The sequence below is a fragment of the Streptomyces sp. TAA204 genome (assembly GCF_000424965.1).
Genome location: NZ_AUKW01000002.1, coordinates 591995 through 609215, shown reverse-complemented (window position 1 = coordinate 609215; position 17221 = coordinate 591995). Strand labels below are relative to the sequence as shown.

At 70.6% G+C, this 17221-nt stretch carries 13 protein-coding genes and 1 pseudogene; 6 read left to right on the top strand and 8 right to left on the bottom strand.

From position 1 onward, the window contains the following. Positions 1-673 precede the first annotated feature (673 nt). Complete coding sequence (afsR, locus tag H343_RS0105455) at positions 674-3712, top strand: SARP-family global regulator AfsR (RefSeq protein WP_078505055.1); 3039 nt, start codon at positions 674-676, stop codon at positions 3710-3712. A 136-nt stretch (positions 3713-3848) separates the two neighbouring features. Here the strand turns inward: afsR and H343_RS34785 are convergent. From H343_RS34785 to H343_RS0105430, 5 genes and pseudogenes are all read right to left on the bottom strand, one after another. Beyond that, a pseudogene (locus H343_RS34785) lies at positions 3849-3950 on the bottom strand (HhH-GPD-type base excision DNA repair protein); the annotation flags it as partial. A 185-nt stretch (positions 3951-4135) separates the two neighbouring features. Beyond that, positions 4136-4951, bottom strand: a complete 816-nt coding sequence (locus H343_RS0105445; protein ID WP_051264596.1) for an ABC transporter permease — start codon at positions 4949-4951, stop codon at positions 4136-4138. Then, positions 4948-5946, bottom strand: coding sequence for an ATP-binding cassette domain-containing protein (locus tag H343_RS0105440; protein ID WP_028430318.1), 999 nt, complete (start codon positions 5944-5946; stop codon positions 4948-4950). The genes H343_RS0105445 and H343_RS0105440 overlap by 4 nt, the downstream gene beginning before the upstream one ends. An 80-nt stretch (positions 5947-6026) precedes the next feature. Beyond that, on the bottom strand, positions 6027-6875 hold the full coding sequence (locus H343_RS0105435) for a DUF4097 family beta strand repeat-containing protein (protein WP_028430317.1): 849 nt from the start codon (positions 6873-6875) through the stop codon (positions 6027-6029). An 81-nt stretch (positions 6876-6956) separates the two neighbouring features. After that, positions 6957-7475, bottom strand: a complete 519-nt coding sequence (locus H343_RS0105430) for a hypothetical protein (RefSeq protein ID WP_028430316.1) — start codon at positions 7473-7475, stop codon at positions 6957-6959. A gap of 500 nt (positions 7476-7975) precedes the next feature. On the opposite strand from H343_RS0105430, the gene H343_RS0105420 reads away from it, so the two are divergent. Beyond that, a complete protein-coding gene (locus H343_RS0105420; RefSeq protein WP_028430314.1) occupies positions 7976-8302 on the top strand; it encodes an EthD family reductase in 327 nt (108 codons plus the stop codon). A gap of 98 nt (positions 8303-8400) precedes the next feature. On the opposite strand, the gene H343_RS0105415 is transcribed toward H343_RS0105420, so the two are convergent. Together H343_RS0105415 and H343_RS0105410 are read right to left on the bottom strand one after the other, a co-directional pair. Further along, positions 8401-9228, bottom strand: a complete 828-nt coding sequence (locus H343_RS0105415; RefSeq protein WP_028430313.1) for a phosphoenolpyruvate hydrolase family protein — start codon at positions 9226-9228, stop codon at positions 8401-8403. Between the two features lie 119 nt (positions 9229-9347). After that, on the bottom strand, positions 9348-10580 hold the full coding sequence (locus H343_RS0105410) for a Tm-1-like ATP-binding domain-containing protein (RefSeq protein ID WP_028430312.1): 1233 nt from the start codon (positions 10578-10580) through the stop codon (positions 9348-9350). A 296-nt stretch (positions 10581-10876) separates the two neighbouring features. Here H343_RS0105410 and H343_RS35210 point away from each other — a divergent pair, with 296 nt between their 5' ends. Then, positions 10877-11065, top strand: coding sequence for a hypothetical protein (locus H343_RS35210; protein WP_158679509.1), 189 nt, complete (start codon positions 10877-10879; stop codon positions 11063-11065). 123 nt (positions 11066-11188) lie between these two features. Here H343_RS35210 and H343_RS0105400 read toward each other — a convergent pair whose 3' ends face one another. Continuing rightward, positions 11189-12991 (bottom strand): PucR family transcriptional regulator, encoded by a 1803-nt coding sequence (locus tag H343_RS0105400; RefSeq protein WP_028430311.1) that lies wholly within the window; start codon positions 12989-12991, stop codon positions 11189-11191. A gap of 202 nt (positions 12992-13193) precedes the next feature. Here H343_RS0105400 and H343_RS0105395 point away from each other — a divergent pair, with 202 nt between their 5' ends. The 3 genes from H343_RS0105395 to pucD are packed head-to-tail and all read left to right on the top strand — an operon-like array spanning position 13194 to position 17156. Continuing rightward, positions 13194-14132: an FAD binding domain-containing protein gene (locus H343_RS0105395; RefSeq protein WP_028430310.1), complete on the top strand. Its 939-nt coding sequence runs from the start codon at positions 13194-13196 to the stop codon at positions 14130-14132. Further along, a complete protein-coding gene (locus H343_RS0105390) occupies positions 14123-14743 on the top strand; it encodes a (2Fe-2S)-binding protein (RefSeq protein WP_028430309.1) in 621 nt (206 codons plus the stop codon). Before H343_RS0105395 ends, H343_RS0105390 begins: the two co-directional genes overlap by 10 nt. A 1-nt stretch (position 14744) precedes the next feature. Then, the gene (pucD, locus tag H343_RS0105385; RefSeq protein WP_028430308.1) at positions 14745-17156 is read left to right on the top strand and encodes a xanthine dehydrogenase subunit D; all 2412 of its coding nucleotides are present in this window, start codon (positions 14745-14747) and stop codon (positions 17154-17156) included. The last annotated feature ends 65 nt before the right edge of the window (positions 17157-17221 follow it).

The window sequence follows — 17221 nt, the reverse complement described above, 5'->3', positions numbered from 1 at the left end:
CATTCTTCTGGCTGACCGTGGTGAGTTGAACACGGCTCTGCAGCTGCTCCCGCTCAGCACGCTTCCCGGCGTCCTGGGGATACCGGACCATGTGGCCGGGGCACGGGCGTTGGCCAACCAGGCAGCGATCATGCTGCGCACGGACAATGCTGTCGCCGCCTACGATCTCGCCGCAGCCGCCCGCTCCCGCCTCGGCGAGGCAGCGGCCACCGGCAGGGAGGCACTGGAGACTCGGCTGCTCACACTTTCCGTCCTCCTGGAATGCGGACGCGAAGGTCACCGCACTCCGGATGCCGACGCCGCCGAGGCACTCGCCGGCGAACTGGAAGAGACCTCACGAGCCCTCGTAGCGCTGCTGGGGGACAATCACCCGCAGGCACTCTCAGCGTTGATCACGCTGGCATCGGCAGAGCTCGACGCGGCAAGGCTGGGCGGCTCGGCGGAGCGTATGGAGCGCGCCACGGACGTACTCGCGATCGCGGCTCAGAAAACTGCTGCGACCTACGGTGCCAGGCACCCGCAGGCCAAGTCTGCCCTGGCCGGTCTTGCCCACGCGGCGTACGCAACGGCGGTGCACGTGGACGGGGATGGCGAACGGGCCCGGCAGGCGGCGGAGTTCGTCAACGCGGTCGCGGCACGGGCACGTTCGGACGTGCCTGTGGAACGTGCCGCTATGGTGCCGACGCCTGCGGAGGCTCCTGGGAAACGTGCCGCCGTGGCAGGGAGACGGGATGCGCATCTGGTGTCCACACCTCGTTCGGTAGCCACGAGCCACGGCGAGCAGGAACACAAGTTGTGCTTCAGCGTGCTCGGACCGGTCCGTGCCAGCCGCGGCGACCAGGAACTCCCCATGGGGTCACCGCAGCAGCGTGCCCTGCTGACGGTGTTGCTGCTGCGCGGCGGTCACACCGCGACGGCCGAAGAACTGATCGACGCCTTGTGGGGCGAGGAGCCCCCGGACCAGGCGAAGGCGGCGCTGCGCACGTACGCCTCACGCATCCGCAAGGCTCTCGGCGACGACGCTGAGGTGGTGGTCAGTGAGCGCGGCGGCTACGCGATCCGTACGGGCCGCCCGTACTCCGACGTCGTGCTGGACCTCGACACCGCGACCGCCCATGTCTCGGAGGCGGAGAAGTCCGTTGTGAGCGGCGACCGTTCGGGCGCACGCGAGAACTACGCCGCTGCGCTCGCACAGTGGCGCGGCGAACCGCTGGCACATGTGCCCGGCCCGTTCGCCGAGCGGCACCGCAGCAGGCTGAACGAATGGCAGCTCTCCCTCCAGGAGCAGCACATCGACCTGGACCTCCAACTGGGCTCGCATAGCGAGGTGGTAAGTGAGCTGACGGCTCTCGCGGCCGCGCACCCGCTGCGCGAGCGGCTGCGGGAGCTGCTGATGCTGGCGCTCTACCGCAGCGGCCGGCATGCGGAGGCCCTCGCGGTTTTCGCCGACACGCGGCGGCTGCTCGCGGACGAACTCGGTGTCGACCCCTGCGCGGAGCTCGTCGAACTGCACCAGCGCATCCTGGAGGCTGACGAGACACTCGCCCTCGCTCCGGAGGAGCGGCGGGATCCCGCTACGCCTCAGTCGGCCCGGCCCGCTCAACTGCCCGCCGCCGTCGCCGACTTCACTGGGCGCGGCGCGTTCGTGGCGGAGCTGAAGGAGGAACTCGCCCAGGCTGAGGGCACGGTGATGGCCGTCTCCTCAGTCGCGGGCATCGGCGGTGTCGGCAAGACGACCCTCGCCGTACACGTCGCGCACGCCGCCGCCGAGCACTTCCCGGATGGTCAGCTGTATACCGACCTCCAAGGCGCCGGCCCTTCGGCAGCTGAACCGAAGGCCGTGTTGGGCGGGTTCCTGCGCTCGCTCGGAGTGGACGACATGGGCATCCCGGAAGGCATGGAGAAGAGATCCGCACTCTTCCGGTCGCTCCTGTCAGGACGTCGCGTGCTCACCCTGCTCGACAACGCCCGGGATGCGGCGCAGGTCCGTCCTCTCCTCGCCGGGGCGGCGGGTTGCGCGGCGTTGGTCACCAGCCGGGCCCGCATGGTCGACCTGGCTGGTGCCTATTTCATCGACCTCGATGTGATGAGTCCAGAGGAGGCGATGACGCTCTTCACCCGCATCGTCGGCGAGGAGCGCGTGCGCGCCGAGCGCAAGGCCGCCATGGATGTGGTGGGCGTCTGCGGGTTCCTGCCGCTGGCCATCCGTATCGCGGCAGCAAGGCTCGCCGCCCGCCCTACCTGGACGGTCGCCGTTCTCGCCTCGAAGCTCGCCGACGAACGCCGCAGACTCGACGAACTCCAGGTTGGCGACCAGGCCGTCAAGGCCACCTTCGAACTTGGCTACGGCCAACTCGACGTCGAACAGGCCCGCGGATTCCGCCTGCTCAGCCTCGCAGACGGCCCCGACATCTCTCTTCAGGCCGCTGCCGCCCTCCTCGATCGTCCGGCCACGACGACGGAATTCCTGCTGGAGTCGCTGGTCGACGCGTCCCTGCTGGAATCGGCGGCGCCCGGCCGTTACCGCTTCCACGACTCAGTGCGCCTTTTCGCCCGCGCCCGTGGAGAGCGAGACGAACAGCCATCGAGTCAAAGGGATGCCGCTCTCTCCAGGCTCCTCGACTTCTATCTCGCTACGGCGTTGACGGTCTTTGCCCTCGGACGCTCTGAAGACCGCGCTTTGGACCATCTGATTCAACCCGACTCGGGTGGGCTGGACTTCGCTGACAGCGAGGCCGCGATGAAATGGCTGTCGGCGGAGGCCGCCTGCGTGCTGGCGTGCGTGGAACAGTCAGCTGAGCGCGGCAAGCTGCGCCATGCTGCGGACCTGCTGATCGCCGTCCACGACATCGCGGATTCCGGCGTGCACTCTCTTCGGTACGAACGGACAGCCACAGCCGTACGGGACGGCGCACACGCCGCGGGTGACACTCTCGCTGAGGCGCGCGCTCTCACGATGCTGGCGCACACGCACATGGTGTCCGGCCAATTCCACCAAGCCGAGGATAAGGCGGTCCGCGCCGAAGTACGGGCCGAGGTCGCCGGCGACAGCCTGGCCGGATGCTGGGCGCTCAACAGCCGTGGGGCCATCGCCAATTGCCAGAGCCGCTTTGCGGACGGTGAGACCTACTTGCGCCGCGCCATTGAGGCCTTCCGGGCCGACGGCAATCGTCGGAGCGAAGCAAGTGCTCTGTGCAATCTGGCGCAAGTCCACACCGCCCTCAACCACACGGACAGCGCAATTCAGCTGACACGGCAAGGACTTGAGATCTTCGAAGAGCTGGGTGATGGAGTACGTGTCGCCGAAGGCAGGTACGCCCTGGGAACCGTCCTCACCACTGCCCGCCGGCTGGAGGAGGCTGAGCGGGAGCTTCGTGGAGCATTGGAGATCTTCCGGCGGCACAGGCACTGGCGTCTATGGGAGGGGATGACGCAATTTCGGCTCGCCGAGCTTTACATCGATGCCGATCAGGCCGCATACGCGGTCCACCACGCGGATGAGGCACTTGCCCTGGGTGGAATCGGGGGCGAGTGGATGCGCGGAAAGATGCTCACTGTGCTCGGTCGGGGCCTGTTGAACCTTGGACAGCTGGACCGTGCACGTGTGTGCTGGCAGGAAGCTCTGGAAATCTTTGAGGAGATGGGCGCTGCGGAAGCAACCGAGCTTCAAGGGCTCCTGGAGAGCTCCACGTACGGACTGACAGGAGGATGAGCGTTGTCGGTGGATGATCGGGCAACAGGCGAGTTCGGCGTGAAGACGGTTTCGTGGACATCGATGCGGCTCCCGCTGATTCGGAGCCGTTGACACCGTGTAATCAGCGAAGCTGCGAGTCTTCTGATACCTCGCGCACCTGCTGGTCCAGCAGCATGCCGGTCATGGCGGCGAGCGGGCTGCGGCTGAGCAGTTCGTCGGCTTCGGGCTGCTGCGCGAGGCGAAGGGTGATGGCCATGCCCTAATGATCACCTTCCCGGCGCCGCACCGCACGTCTGCCGGGGGCCCGTTTCCGGTGTCTGTCCTTGTCGCGGGCACGACAGCGTCCGAAACGCCGGTCGGGCGGTGTACACCGACGGGGTGTCGGGGGTACACCGCCCTGGAGGCGAACAAACCTCGGGCCGGCGGCCCTTGATCTGCTCCCTACTTCGGGTCGCGGTTGAACAGCGACTTGGACCAGAAGTAGCCGAGCGTGGCCAGCCCCAGGCACCAGGCCACGGCCAGCCACCCGCTGTTGCCGATCTCGCTCCCGAGCAGCAGGCCGCGCAGCGTCTCGATGGCCGGGGTGAACGGCTGGTACTCGGCGATCGGCTGGAACCAGCCCGGCATCGCGTCGACCGGTACGAAGGTACTGGAGAGCAGGGGCAGGATCATCAGCGGCAGTGCGTTGTTGCCGGCTGCCTCGGCGTTGGGGCTGGACAGGCCCATTCCGACGGCGGTCCATGTGAGCGCCAGGGAGACGAGCGTGAGCAGCCCGACGGCAAGGATCCACTCCAGGGCGGTGGCATCCGTGGCACGGAATCCGATGGCCACAGCGACGGCACCTACGAGGACCACGCTCATCACGCACTGCAGCACGCTGCCGGCGACGTGTCCGACGAGCACCGACCCGCGGTGGATCGCCATCGTGCGGAAGCGGGCGATGATGCCCTCGGTCATATCCGTGGCGACGGACACCGCGCTGCCGATCGTGGTGCCGCCGATGGTCAGCAACAGGATTCCGGGGACGAGATACGCGATGTAGTCGGACCGGTCCGCGCCGCCGCCGATGCCCGCGCTCATCACTTCGCCGAAGATGTAGACGAAGAGCAGCAGCAGAATGACCGGCGTGAGCAGCAGATTGAGCGTCAGGGACGGGTAGCGCCGCGCGTGCAGCAGGTTTCGGCGCAACATGGTGGACGAGTCGCGTACGGCGAGGAAGGCGCGTGCCGGGCGAGCGGGAGCCGGCAAGGTACTCATCGGACAGGCTCCTTGGGCTGGTTCCGCCGGGCGTCGACGCTCTCGGCGGCGCCGGTCAGGGCGAAGAAGACGTCATCGAGGTCGGGGGTGTGCACGGTCAGCTCGTCCGCCTCGATGGCGGCCGAGTCCAGCCGGTCGAGGATGGAGCGCAGCTCGCGCTGGCTGCCGCCGCTGGGAATCTGGAGCGCCAGCGCCTCGTCGTCCCGGGTGACCTCGTGCAGCGCGAATGCCGCGCTCCGGTACGCGGACGGGTCGGAGAAGCGGAGCCGCACGTGCCCGCCGGGGACCAGCCGCTTCAGCTCCTCGGCGGTGCCTTCGGCGGCGATCTTGCCGTCGTTGAGTACGGCGATGCGGTCGGCCAGTTCGTCGGCCTCATCCAGATACTGGGTCGTGAGGAAGACAGTGACGCCGTCGGAGACGAGTTCACGGATGATTCCCCACATGTTGTGGCGGGAGCGCGGGTCGAGGCCGGTGGTCGGCTCGTCGAGGAAGATGATCCGTGGGTTGCCGACCAGCGTCATGGCGATGTCGAGGCGCCGTTTCATGCCGCCGGAGTAGCTCTGGGCGGGCTTGCCGGCGGCCGCGACGAGGTCGAACCGCTCCAGCAGCCCGGCGGTGACCCGCCGTCCCTCGCGCTTGGACAGGTGGTGAAGGTCGGCCATGAGGAGCATGTTCTCCTCACCGGTGATCAGTCCGTCGACGGCGGAGAACTGCCCGGTGACGCCGATCGAGGCGCGCACCGCCTGCGGGTCGCCGGCCAGGTCGTGTCCGCCGACACGGATGACGCCGGCGTCGGCGCTGACCAGAGTGGAGAGGATTTTCACGGCGGTGGTCTTGCCGGCGCCGTTCGGGCCGAGCAGCGCGAACACGGACCCGGCCGGGATGTGCAGATCGATGCCGTCGAGGACGGTCTTGTCGCCGTACGACTTGTGCAGACCGACGGTGGAGACCGCGGCCGACGGCGGGTGCTCGCCACTGCGTCTGGACGTGGGCATGACAGAAGAAGACATGAAGGTCCTCCCGACAGAAGGCTGAAATGGCTGGGTGTGAGTGAGTTGAGGCCGGACTTCCGGGGTCAGACCTTGGCGCGGCGGACGTCGATGTTGCCGTGCCGGGTGCGGGCGCGGATCTTGACGGTGTCCTCCGTCTCCTGCGGGGTCTCTGACACGGTGAGGGTGTTGCGCACCTGGCCGGAACTCGAGCTGACGTCGAGCCATGCGGCCGTGCCCTCGCGGACGCCGACCTCGATGGCGCCGTAGGAGGTCTCCAGCTGGACGGTGCCGCTGGCCACTTCGTCCACACGCAGGGTGCCGTGAGCGGTGGTGGCGGTGACCGAGTCCTCGGCGCGCCCGATCGCGATGTCGCCGTTGGCGCCGCTCACCCGCAGCTCGCCCGTCGCGGCGCCGACGGTCGTGGTGCCGTGCGAGTTCTTCAAGACGCCGGGCCCGTCGACGTGGCCGACGCGCAGGCTGCCGGAGCTGGTGGTGATCTCGGCCATGCCCTCGACCCGGTCCACGGTGATCGAGCCGTGCGACGCCTTCAGCTGCAACGGACCCGTCGTCTCAAGGCGGACGTCGCCGGACGAGGTCTTCACACGGACCTCTCCGAGCCGGCCCTCGCCGAGCACCTGGGCCCAGGCGCCGGTCATGTCGATGCGCGAGTCCGTGGGCAGTTCGACCCTCACGTCGACGGTACCGGTGCGCCCGAGGCCGAGCAGATTGGCTTTGGGCGTCCTGACGTTCAGTACGCCGCTCACGCAGGTGACCTCGGTCTGGTCGGCCGCTCGTACGTCCAGGTCCCTCTTCGGGTCGCGAGGCCGTACCTCCACGACGGTGTCGAGGCGGTCGCCCGCGGTGAACTGGATGGAACCGGCCTCCACATGCGCGGTGGCTGAGATCGCTTCGGGGGTGTCGAAAGCAGGCATGGCTGTCCCGTCCTCTTGGGTCTCCAGGGCGTCCCCGCTGGTGGGACGTGGTGTGAGTGAAGTGGTGCGGGCGGGGCGCGGTCAGCGCACCCAGCCCGTGAAGTGCTGTCCGATGGTCTGGGTCTTCTGCGGCGTGCGCGGCCGCGTGCCGCCGTCGACCGCTGCCGACACGGCCCGGACCAGCCACGCGTTGACCGACAGGCCCTCGCGACTCGCGGCCTCCTCGGCGCGCACCTTGAGATGGGCGGGCAGGCGCAGGTTGACGCGGGCGGTGCCCCCCTCGTCGCCGTCGGGCGGGGCCGCGGTGCTGTGCGATTCGACGGGCGCGGCCGGCTCCGCGGAGGTGCCGTCGTCGGTGGGCGGCAGCGTCACGACGAAGTCGGGGTCGAGCCCACGGAGCCGTACGTCGACCGAGCCGGGGGCGAGTTCGCGGGTGATCTCGTCCATCGCGGCCGAGAGCACGTTGAGCATGGTCAGCCGGGCCGCCGACTCCAGAGGAGCAGTGAGCCTGTCGGTCAGCTCGCGGGCTTCGTCGCCACCGGCTTCGGCGGCCACCGCGAGTTCACGGCGGAGGGAGTCGACATACGGGGTGAGATCCATGATGCCATCATGGCACCACTATGACGTCATGTGCAACCCTCAATGGTGCCGCCAGTGGGGTCGGGCTCCCCTTCTCCCTGCTTGAACTGGCAAAACATGGAAGATGGTGACCGGGGCAGCTGTGGCCCCAGGTGGTCCGTCCGCTCTTGGTGGCGGAGAATGACGCCGGGATGGCGCTGGATGGCGCTGGATGGTGCCAATCGGTGCCATCTGGTGTCATGTGATGCCGGGCGACGTCGCAGGACGGTGGAGGCCCCGCCTCGCGGTCAGCGGCTGCCGGGGCGGCCCGGCCGGTCCGGGGACATCGGGGGCGGCGGCCCGTGCGCTCTTCCCGTCGGAGGTGCGGGCGTCACCGCACTCTCCGGTGCGTTCGGTGCGGAGGGTGACACGCTCCAGTGCCCCCTTGCCGAGCCGGCCCACGCCGCGTACGTGTAGTACCGGTACGGCAGTTCAGGAAGATCGGACAAAGAAGATCGGACAAGGGTGGGCAGGAGCGCCACATGTACCGGCTGACCGTCCTCTACGGGCACCCCGAGAATCCCCAGGCCTTCGACGAGCACTACACCAGCACGCACATTCCACTGGCCAAGAAGATGGCCGGCCTCACCGGCTGGACCATCGGTCACTGCGAGGCCGCGGCGGGGGACGAGAAACCGCCGTACTACATGATCGTCGGCCTGTACGCGGAGTCCCGCGAAGCCCTCGAAGCGATCCTGGCCAGCCCGGAGGGGCAAGCCACTGTCGCCGATGTGCGCAACTTCGCCACGGGCGGCGCGTGGTTCTTCTTCGACGACGAGCAGGTGATCACCCCGGTCGAACTGCTCTGAACACGTTCCCCCGGCTTCGCCTCCCGCCGGAGGCGGTCGCGGAGACGTCACCGGTTCCGAAAGCCCACGGGCGGACGGGCAGTTAGGACGGCCACTGCTCAGCGCCCGTACGTCATCGACTTGAAGGACTCGGTCTGCCGGCGGATGCCCTCTTCGGTGGGCAGCCGCTCGATCGAGCTGGCCCCGAAGAAGCCCACGACGCCCGAGGTGCGGGAGAGGACGTACTGCGCGTCCTCCGGTTCCGCGATGGGACCGCCGTGGCACAGGACCAGGATGCCGGGGTCGACCGCGACCGCGGCGTCCCGCATCGCCTGAACGCGCTCCACGCATTCGTCGAGCGTGAGCGCGGTGTTCGCGCCGATGGTGCCCTTGGTCGTGAGACCCATGTGCGGGACCAGGACGTCGGCTCCGGCATGCGCCATGGCGGTCGCATCGGCCTCGTCGAAGACGTACGGGGCGGTCAGCAGCCCGCGCTCGTGCGCAGCGGCGATCATCTCGACCTCCGCGCCGAAACCCATCCCGGTCTCTTCGAGGTTCTGCCGGAAGACACCGTCGATGAGTCCCACCGTGGGGAAGTTCTGCACCCCCGCGAAGCCCGCGTCCTTGACCTGGTCGAGGAAGCGGCCCATCACCCGGAACGGGTCGGTCCCGTTCACACCGGCGAGGACCGGGGTGTCCTTCACCACGGGGAGGACCTCGTCCGCCATCTCCATGACGATCGCGTTCGCGTCGCCGTAGGCGAGCAGTCCCGCGAGGGAGCCCCGTCCGGCCATGCGGTAGCGGCCGGAGTTGTAGATGATGAGCAGGTCGATGCCGCCTGCCTCCGCCGACTTGGCGGAGAGGCCCGTGCCGGCCCCGCCGCCGATGACCGGGCGTCCTTCTGCCGCGGTGGCCTTCAGCCGCCGCAGCGCCGTTTCGCGGTCCAAGTCGCGCTCTCCTCTGCCGTCGTCTCCATGCGGTCTGCGTGTCCCGCTTCCGTACTCGTGTGCCGCGTACCCGTGTGAGCCGCGTACCCGTGAGCCGCGTACTCGCGTGCAGCCGCTCCTCACACCGCTCGGGTGATCAGCCGGTCGAGTCGCCGGGCCGCATCCCGCCCGAATCCGGGGGAGTTGATGTGCGCGTCCACGTCGACGATCTCGACCCGCGACCCCTCGAGCGTGCCACGCAGCGCCTCGAAGAGAGCCTCGTCCGCCTCGGCGTCCCGGAACGGGCCACCGTCCACGTCGATTCCGCTCAGCCCACGCAGCGGAATGTGGAGGGCGACCGGTCCATGTCCACCGGCGAGCTTCGCGCCGATGCGGCGGCCCAGTTCGGCGTTCTCCTCCGCCGTGGTCCGCATCAGCGTCACCGCAGAGTTGTGGATCACGAACCTGCGGTCGGCGAACTCGGCCGGCACCGTTTCGCGTGGGCCGAAGTTGGCCATGTCGAGAGCGCCGAGCGAGACGACCTGCGGGACGCCCTTCCGGGCCGCCGCCTCCAGCCGGTCGGGGCCGGCGCTCAGTACGCCGCCGACCAGATCGTCGGCGAGTTCCGTCGTTGTCAGGTCCAGCACTCCGGCGAGCCGGCCGTCGCGCACGAGCTTCTCCATCGCGCGCCCGCCGGCGCCGGTGGCATGGAAGACCAGCGGCTCGTAGCCGAGACGCACCAGCTCTTCCCGCGCCTCGTCGACGGCCGGCGTGGTCAGGCCGAACATCGACAGTCCGACGGTCGGCCGCCGGTCCTCCTCGGACGCGTCACCGCGGGCCTCGTGGTCCACGGCCATGGCGGAGACCGCCGCCGCCGCGTTGCTGAAGATCTGACGGGAGACCGAGTTGACTCCGGCCACGTCGACCACCGCGTGCATCAGCGTCACGTCCACCTCACCGACGTACGGGGAGACGTCGCCCGAGGCCATCGTCGAGACCAGCAGCTTCGGGACGCCGACCGGAAGTGCCCGCATCGCGCGGGAGACGACCGACGAGCCGCCGGAGCCGCCGACGCCGAGCACCCCGTCCAACTGGCCCTTCGCGTAGAGCCGTACGACGACGGCGGCCGCCCCGGACGCCATCACCTCCATGGCCGCGCCGCGGTCCCCGGCTTCGCGCAGAGCCGTGAGGTCGCCGCCCCCGGCGCGCGCCACCTCGGCCGCCTCCACGTCCACGCCGGATGCGGGCGCTTCCGAGAACGAGCCGACGTCGACGGTCACCGTCTTCACACCGTGCGCGAGCACGCGTTCGGAGATCCAGGCGTACTCCTCGCTCTTGGTGTCCATCGTGCCGATCAGAACGACCGTGGCCATCCTTCCCACCTCCTGTTTTCCGGCTTCGCTCAAGTCCGCTGCCCCAGGGGCCGTGAAGTTCCGTACGCCGGCGTGATGTCTCGGGCCCGTCCGCATGGAGTGACACGGCGACGGGCCGCTCCGGGACGCCGGGGACTCCGCCCCTGGGAGCAGTTTCCTCCCGGACCCGGCACGGCAACACCTTCTCCTCCGACAGGTCCAGCAGCACGCCTGCCGCGCGTGCTCCGTGGCGTCCCGCGTGCGCGGATGTTGCGGATGCGCTGTACGCACCGGCTCTTTCCGGTAACCCTTGTCCGGTGGACGGGAAGCACGTGAACCCCCGGAAGAGGTCCGCCATGGGCCTGGACCGGCGGAAGCAGGCACGGAACCGCAAGCGCCGTCCCCCCTCGTTGAACGGCGGGAAGGCGCAGGCGGTCTTCATGCTGGTGCTCACCACGCTCACGGTGCTGATGGCGGCGGCGGTGGTCCTCCAGCTGATGTCGTAGGCGAAGAGGGAGCAGTCGCGGGGGAAGCCGGCCGTGGACGTCCGATCGCACAGCCGGGCAGCCGGGCAGCCGGGCAGTACAGCGATACGCACGGTCGCCGCGGCACGGGCGGCACCGGGACGGTCAGCTCAGGCGCAGGGCGAGGAAGAAGTCCAGCTTGTCCTCCAGCCGCGACAGGTCGCGGCCCGTGAGCTGTTCTATCCGTCCGATGCGGTAGCGCAGCGTGTTGACGTGCAGATGGAGCCGGGCGGCGCAGCGCGTCCAGGAGGCGTCCGCGGTCAGGAACGCCGAGAGCGTGGGCAGCAGTTCGGCACGGTGGCGCCTGTCGTACTCGTGCAGCGGTGCCAGCAGCCGGGCGGTGAAGGCGCGGCGGACGTCGTCGGGGACGAAGGGGAGCAGCAGCACGTGCGAGGCCAGCTCCTCGTGCCCGGCCGCGCAGACCCGCCCCTCGCGCGCGGCGGCCACCCGCCGGGCGTGGCGGGCCTCCTCGAGGGCGCCGTGGAGTCCCTCGGCGGAGTGCACCGTGGCGCTGACCCCGATCGTCAGCCGTTCGTCGCCGGAGAGTCCCGCTTCGAGAGGTGCGCGCACGGCCGCCAGCAGAGCCCTCGCGTCCAGGTCCGCAGTCCGCTCCGCGGGGAGGGCCGCCGCGTCTTCCCCGCCGGGCAGCCGGTCGGTGTCCTCGCCGCCGGTCTGCGTGACCGCCGCGAGTGCGGGCAGCGGCACCAGCGCCACCGCCTCGCCGCCCGCGTGTGCGACGGCGACGCGGTCCGCGCTGTCGGTGTCGGAGCCGGTGCCGGTGGTGCGGGGGTCGTGCAGGATCTCCTCCAGCAGGGCCCGGCAGCCGGAACCGTGGGGAGTGCCGCCGCCGTCGTCGAGCCGCGCGACGACGACCTGCCAGTGCGGAGCGCTTCCGGCGCCCGGCAGCAGCACGGGGGAGGCGACGCGCAGACGGGCGGCCGTCTCGGCGGGCGGGGCGCCCGTCTGCAGCAGTTCCAGCACCTCCGTGGCGAGGCGCCGGCGGACCGTACGGGCGGCGTCGCGCCGCTCCCGTTCGACCGCGATCAGCTGGGTGACTCCGTGCACGAGGTCGAGCCGCTCGGCCGGCCAGTCGCCCGCGTCGCCCTCCACGGCGAGGAACCAGTCGGAGAAGGCGGACTCCCGAGCCGTTCCGGTCCCGTCCGGGCTCCGGCCCGGTTCGTTCCCGGACAGCCCCGGTCGTGCCCCCGCGCCGGGCCCCGTACCCCCGTCCGCGCCCGCCCCGGTCCCCCGGACGGAGAAGAGGGAGTAGGCCGCTCCGTCGGCCGAGGCCCGGTGCGGCCCCCGGTGCTGTGTCCGTGCGGCTCTCAGGTGCTCGCCCGCCAGCCGCGAGCGAACCCCCCGGGGCAGCGCACCCGACGCGCCGGCCACCGCTCTTCCGGTGGCCGAGAGCACCCAGGCGCGCAGGTCCAGATCGGAGCCGAGGAGATCGAGTACGGCATCGGGGCCGCCGCCCGAGGCGCCCGGTGAGATCATGCGCCGGTGCCGGTCGACGACGGCCGCGAGGTCGCCGGCCCGCTCCGTGGAGACCTGCCGCAGCACGTGCTCGGTGACGGTCGCGAAGGCGACGGCCTCCGTCACGGCGAACAGCGGCAGCCGGTGCCGTCCGCACGCGGCGACGAGATCGTCCGGAACCATGCCCAGCTCCGCCTCGCCCGCCGCGAGTCCCGCCACGCCCGCGGCGGCGAGGATACGGACGAAGGGCTCGGAGTCCTCCGCCGCGCGGTGCCAGGCCAGGCCGGTGAGGACCAGCTCGTCCCCCGACAGGTAGCGGCCGGGGTCGCGCAGGTCGGTCGTCATCACGCCCCGGACCGTACGGTCGAGTTCGTCCCCGCCGGTCAGAAGACGCAGACCGAGCGAGGGGGTTTCCAGTAGTGCGCGCAACCGCATCGTCGTTTCCCCGTTGTTCGCGTGCTGGTGCTGTGGAATGCCGTCAGCGGTGTGCCGAGGGGCATTCGTACGAATCTACAAGACAAGGGTGACGAGCAGACGAACGCTTCATGGGATCGGTGACTGCCCGGGGAAGGGCATGCATCGGTGTACTGAGTCCACACCGCGCACTTCGGCGACCTGAGCGAATCGAGTAGACCCCATGGAGTTCCTGCGCCCCGCCAGCTGGGAGGAGGCGCTCGCCGCGAAGGCCGAGCATCCCGGCGCCCTGCCCCTCGCGGGCGGCACCGACGTCATGGTCGAGATCAACTTCGACCAGCGCCGCCCGGACGCGCTGCTGGACCTGAACCGCGTCACGCAGCTGCACGAGTGGGAGGTGGGTGAGGAGCACGTGCTGCTCGGCGCCTCCGTCCCGTACACACGGATCATCGACAACCTGCGCGCCGAACTGCCCGGCCTCGCGCTGGCGGGCCACACCGTCGGCTCGCCGCAGATCCGCAACCGGGGGAGCGTCGGCGGCAACCTCGGCGCCGCCTCGCCGGCGGGCGATTCGCACCCGCCGCTGCTCACCGCCGGGGCCGAGGTCGAGGCGGAGTCCGTACGCGGCTCGCGCCGCATCCCCGTGGAGGACTTCTTCACCGGCGTCAAGCGCAACGCCCTCGCCGCCGACGAGCTGATCAAGCGCGTGCACATCAAGAAGGCGAGCGGGCCGCAGCAGTTCTCCAAGATCGGCACCCGTAACGCGATGGTCATCGCGGTCTGCGGTTTCTCCGTCGCGCTCCATCCCGACAGCCGCAGCGTGAAGGCCGCGGTCGGCTCCGCCGCCCCCACCCCCTTCCGCGCTCTCGCCGCCGAGGACTTCCTCGCCGGCGCGCTGGAGGAGGACGGGCTCTGGGAGAGTCACGGGGCTCTTCCCGCGTCCGTCGCCCAGCGCTTCGCCGAACTGTGCGCGGCGTCCTGCAACCCCATCGACGACGTACGCGGCTCCGCCGCCTACCGCCGGCACGCTGTCGGCGTCATGGCCCGCCGGACCCTGAACTGGGTCTGGGACGACCACCGCGCCCGGGGACACCGCCAGAACGGCAGAACGGGCCAGGGCCGCGACGGCCACGGCAACCAAGGAGGCTCCCGATGCGCGTGACATTCACCGTCAACGGACGGCGGCACGAGGCCGACGACGTGTGGGAGGGCGAGTCTCTGCTCTACGTCCTGCGTGAGCGCATGGGCCTGCCCGGCTCCAAGAACGCCTGCGAGCAGGGCGAGTGCGGCTCCTGCACGGTCCGGCTCGACGGTGAGCCGGTGTGTGCGTGCCTGGTCGCGGCCGGCCAGGTCGAGGGCCGCGAGGTCGTCACGGTCGAAGGGCTCGCCGGTCACGCGCGCCAGCGTGCCGTGTGCGGCGGCGCCGGCGCGCAGGGGTGCGGTGCCCGCGCCCCGAGCGGCACCTCCGCCGCGGACGAGCAGCGCTGGCAGCCCCGGCCGGCCCCGGACGCGGACGTCCCGCTCTCCCCGGTGCAGCAGGCGTTCATCGACGCGGGCGCCGTCCAGTGCGGCTTCTGCACACCGGGCCTGCTGGTGGCCGCCGACGAACTCATCGAGCGCAACGCACGCCCCTCGGACGGCGACATCCGCGAGGCGCTCTCCGGGAACCTGTGCCGCTGCACGGGCTACGAGACGATCCTCGACGCGGTGCGGCTGGCGGCAGCCCGTACGGATCACGCCGAAGACGGACCGGTACAGGGAGAGGCAGTCTGAGATGGCCGGAGCGACCCGCATCCCCACCACGCTCACCCAGGGCAGCGCCACCAAGGGCGGCATCGGCGAGTCCACGCTGCGCCCCGACGGCACCCTCAAGGTCACCGGCGAGTTCGCCTACGCCTCCGACCTGTGGCACGAGGACATGCTGTGGGGCTGCACGCTGCGCAGCCCGCACGCGCACGCCGAGATCCGTTCCGTGGACGTCTCCGAGGCGCTGCGGCTCCCCGGCGTGTACAGCGTCATGACCCACGACGACCTTCCCGCGAAGACGCACTACGGGCTGGAGATCCACGACCAGCCCGTCCTGGCGAAGGACCGCGTGCGCTACCACGGTGAGGCCGTCGCGATCGTCGCCGCCGACCATCCGGAGACCGCGCGGCGCGCGGCGGCGAAGATCCGCGTCGAGTACGCCGAACTTCCGCCCGTGCACGACGAGGAGAGCGCCACCTCCCCGGACGCCCCCGTCCTGCACCCGGGCCGGGACGACCATCACGCGCCCCATGTCGCCCACCCCAACATCGTCCACCGTCAGCCGATCGTGCGCGGTGACGTGGCAGCGGCTAAGGCGCGGGCCGATGTCGTCGTCCGGCACGATTACGAAGTGGGCATGCAGGACCAGGCGTTCCTCGGCCCCGAGTCCGGTCTGGCGGTGCCCGCCGAGGACGGCGGCGTCGACCTGTACATCGCCACACAGTGGCTGCACGTCGACCGCGACCAGCTCGCGCCCGTCCTGGGCCTGCCCGCGGAGAAGGTGCGGCTGACGCTCTCGGGCGTCGGCGGCGCGTTCGGCGCCCGCGAGGACCTGTCGATGCAGGCCCACGCGTGCCTGCTGGCGATGGCCACCGGCAAGCCCGTCAAGATCGTCTACAACCGCTACGAGTCCTTCTTCGGGCACGTGCACCGCCACCCCGCCAAGCTCACCTACGAGCACGGCGCCACCCGCGAGGGCAAGCTGCTCTACATGACGTGCCGCATCGTGCTGGACGGCGGCGCGTACGCCTCCTCCTCACCGGCCGTCGTGGGCAACGCCGCCTCGCTCGGGGCCGGCCCGTACGTCATCGACAACGTCGAGATCGAGGCGCTGGCCCTCTACACGAACAACCCGCCGTGCGGCGCCATGCGCGGATTCGGCGCCGTGCAGGCGTGCTTCGCCTACGAGTCGCAGATGGACCGGCTCGCCGAGGCGCTGGAGATGGACCCGGTCGAACTGCGGCAGCGCAACGCCATGTCGCAGGGTTCGCTCCTGCCCACCGGCCAGCAGGTCGACGCCCCCGCCCCCGTCGAGGAGATCCTGCGCCGGGTGAAGGCGATGCCGATGCCGCCGGAGCAGCAGTGGCACACCTCCGGTGCCGCGCCCGCGTCCGCGGGCGGCGCCGGGGTCGACGTACGGGCGCTGCCGGGCGGCCTGTCCAACACCACGCATGGCGAAGGCGTGGTGCGCGGCGTGGGCTACGCCGTCGGCATCAAGAACGTCGGCTTCTCCGAGGGCTTCGACGACTACTCCACGGCACGCGTCCGTCTGGAGGCGGCCGGCGGCGAGGCCGTCGCCATGGTGCACACGGCGATGGCCGAGGTGGGTCAGGGCGGCGTCACCGTGCACGCGCAGATCGCCCGCACCGAACTGGGCGTCTCGGGCGTGAGCATCCACCCCGCCGACACCGGGGTCGGCTCCGCCGGTTCGACCTCCGCCTCGCGCCAGACGTACATGACAGGCGGCGCCGTCAAGCAGGCGTGCGAGGCCGTACGGGCGCGGGTACTGGAGCTGGGCAGACGGAAGTTCGCCGGGCACCACCCCGCCTGGAGCGACGGTGCCGAACTGCGGCTGGAGGGCGGCAAGGTCGTCACCGGCGGCGGTGAGGTGCTCGCCGCCCTCGTCGACGTCCTCGGCGGCGAAGCCGTCGAGGAGGAGCTGGAGTTCCGGCACCGGCCGACCGAACCCTTCGACCTCACCACCGGGCAGGGCTTCGGGCACGTCCAGTACTCATTCGCCGCGCACCGCGCCGTCGTCGAGGTCGACACCGAACTCGGCCTGGTGAAGGTCGTCGAGCTGGCGTGCGCCCAGGACGTCGGCCGTGCCATCAACCCGCTGGCGACCGTCGGCCAGATCCAGGGCGGTACGACGCAGGGCCTGGGCCTGGCCGTCATGGAGGAGATCCTCGTCTCTCCCGGCGGCAACGTACGGAACCCCTCGTTCACCGACTATCTGATCCCCACCATCCTCGACACCCCGGCCATCCCGGTGGATGTCCTGGAACTCGCCGACGAGCACGCCCCGTACGGGCTGCGCGGAGTCGGTGAGGCGCCGACGCTCTCCTCCACCCCGGCAGTCGTCGCCGCGATCCGCAACGCGACCGGCCTCGCCCTCAGCAGGGTCCCGGTACGCCCCGAGCATCTGACGGGCACCGCCTGACCGGCGGTCCCCAGGCGCTCCCGGTTCGCCTCGTCTCGGGCCGTCCCCCGGGTCGTGTATCCCAG

Coding starts and splice junctions, on each gene's coding strand:
- afsR (WP_078505055.1), top strand. CDS start 674: ATGGTGCCGACGCCTGCGGAGGCTCCTGGGAAACGTGCCGCCGTGGCA.
- H343_RS0105445 (WP_051264596.1), bottom strand. CDS start 4,951: ATGAGTACCTTGCCGGCTCCCGCTCGCCCGGCACGCGCCTTCCTCGCC.
- H343_RS0105440 (WP_028430318.1), bottom strand. CDS start 5,946: ATGCCCACGTCCAGACGCAGTGGCGAGCACCCGCCGTCGGCCGCGGTC.
- H343_RS0105435 (WP_028430317.1), bottom strand. CDS start 6,875: ATGCCTGCTTTCGACACCCCCGAAGCGATCTCAGCCACCGCGCATGTG.
- H343_RS0105430 (WP_028430316.1), bottom strand. CDS start 7,475: ATGGATCTCACCCCGTATGTCGACTCCCTCCGCCGTGAACTCGCGGTG.
- H343_RS0105420 (WP_028430314.1), top strand. CDS start 7,976: ATGTACCGGCTGACCGTCCTCTACGGGCACCCCGAGAATCCCCAGGCC.
- H343_RS0105410 (WP_028430312.1), bottom strand. CDS start 10,580: ATGGCCACGGTCGTTCTGATCGGCACGATGGACACCAAGAGCGAGGAG.
- H343_RS0105400 (WP_028430311.1), bottom strand. CDS start 12,991: ATGCGGTTGCGCGCACTACTGGAAACCCCCTCGCTCGGTCTGCGTCTT.
- H343_RS0105395 (WP_028430310.1), top strand. CDS start 13,194: ATGGAGTTCCTGCGCCCCGCCAGCTGGGAGGAGGCGCTCGCCGCGAAG.
- H343_RS0105390 (WP_028430309.1), top strand. CDS start 14,123: ATGCGCGTGACATTCACCGTCAACGGACGGCGGCACGAGGCCGACGAC.
- pucD (WP_028430308.1), top strand. CDS start 14,745: ATGGCCGGAGCGACCCGCATCCCCACCACGCTCACCCAGGGCAGCGCC.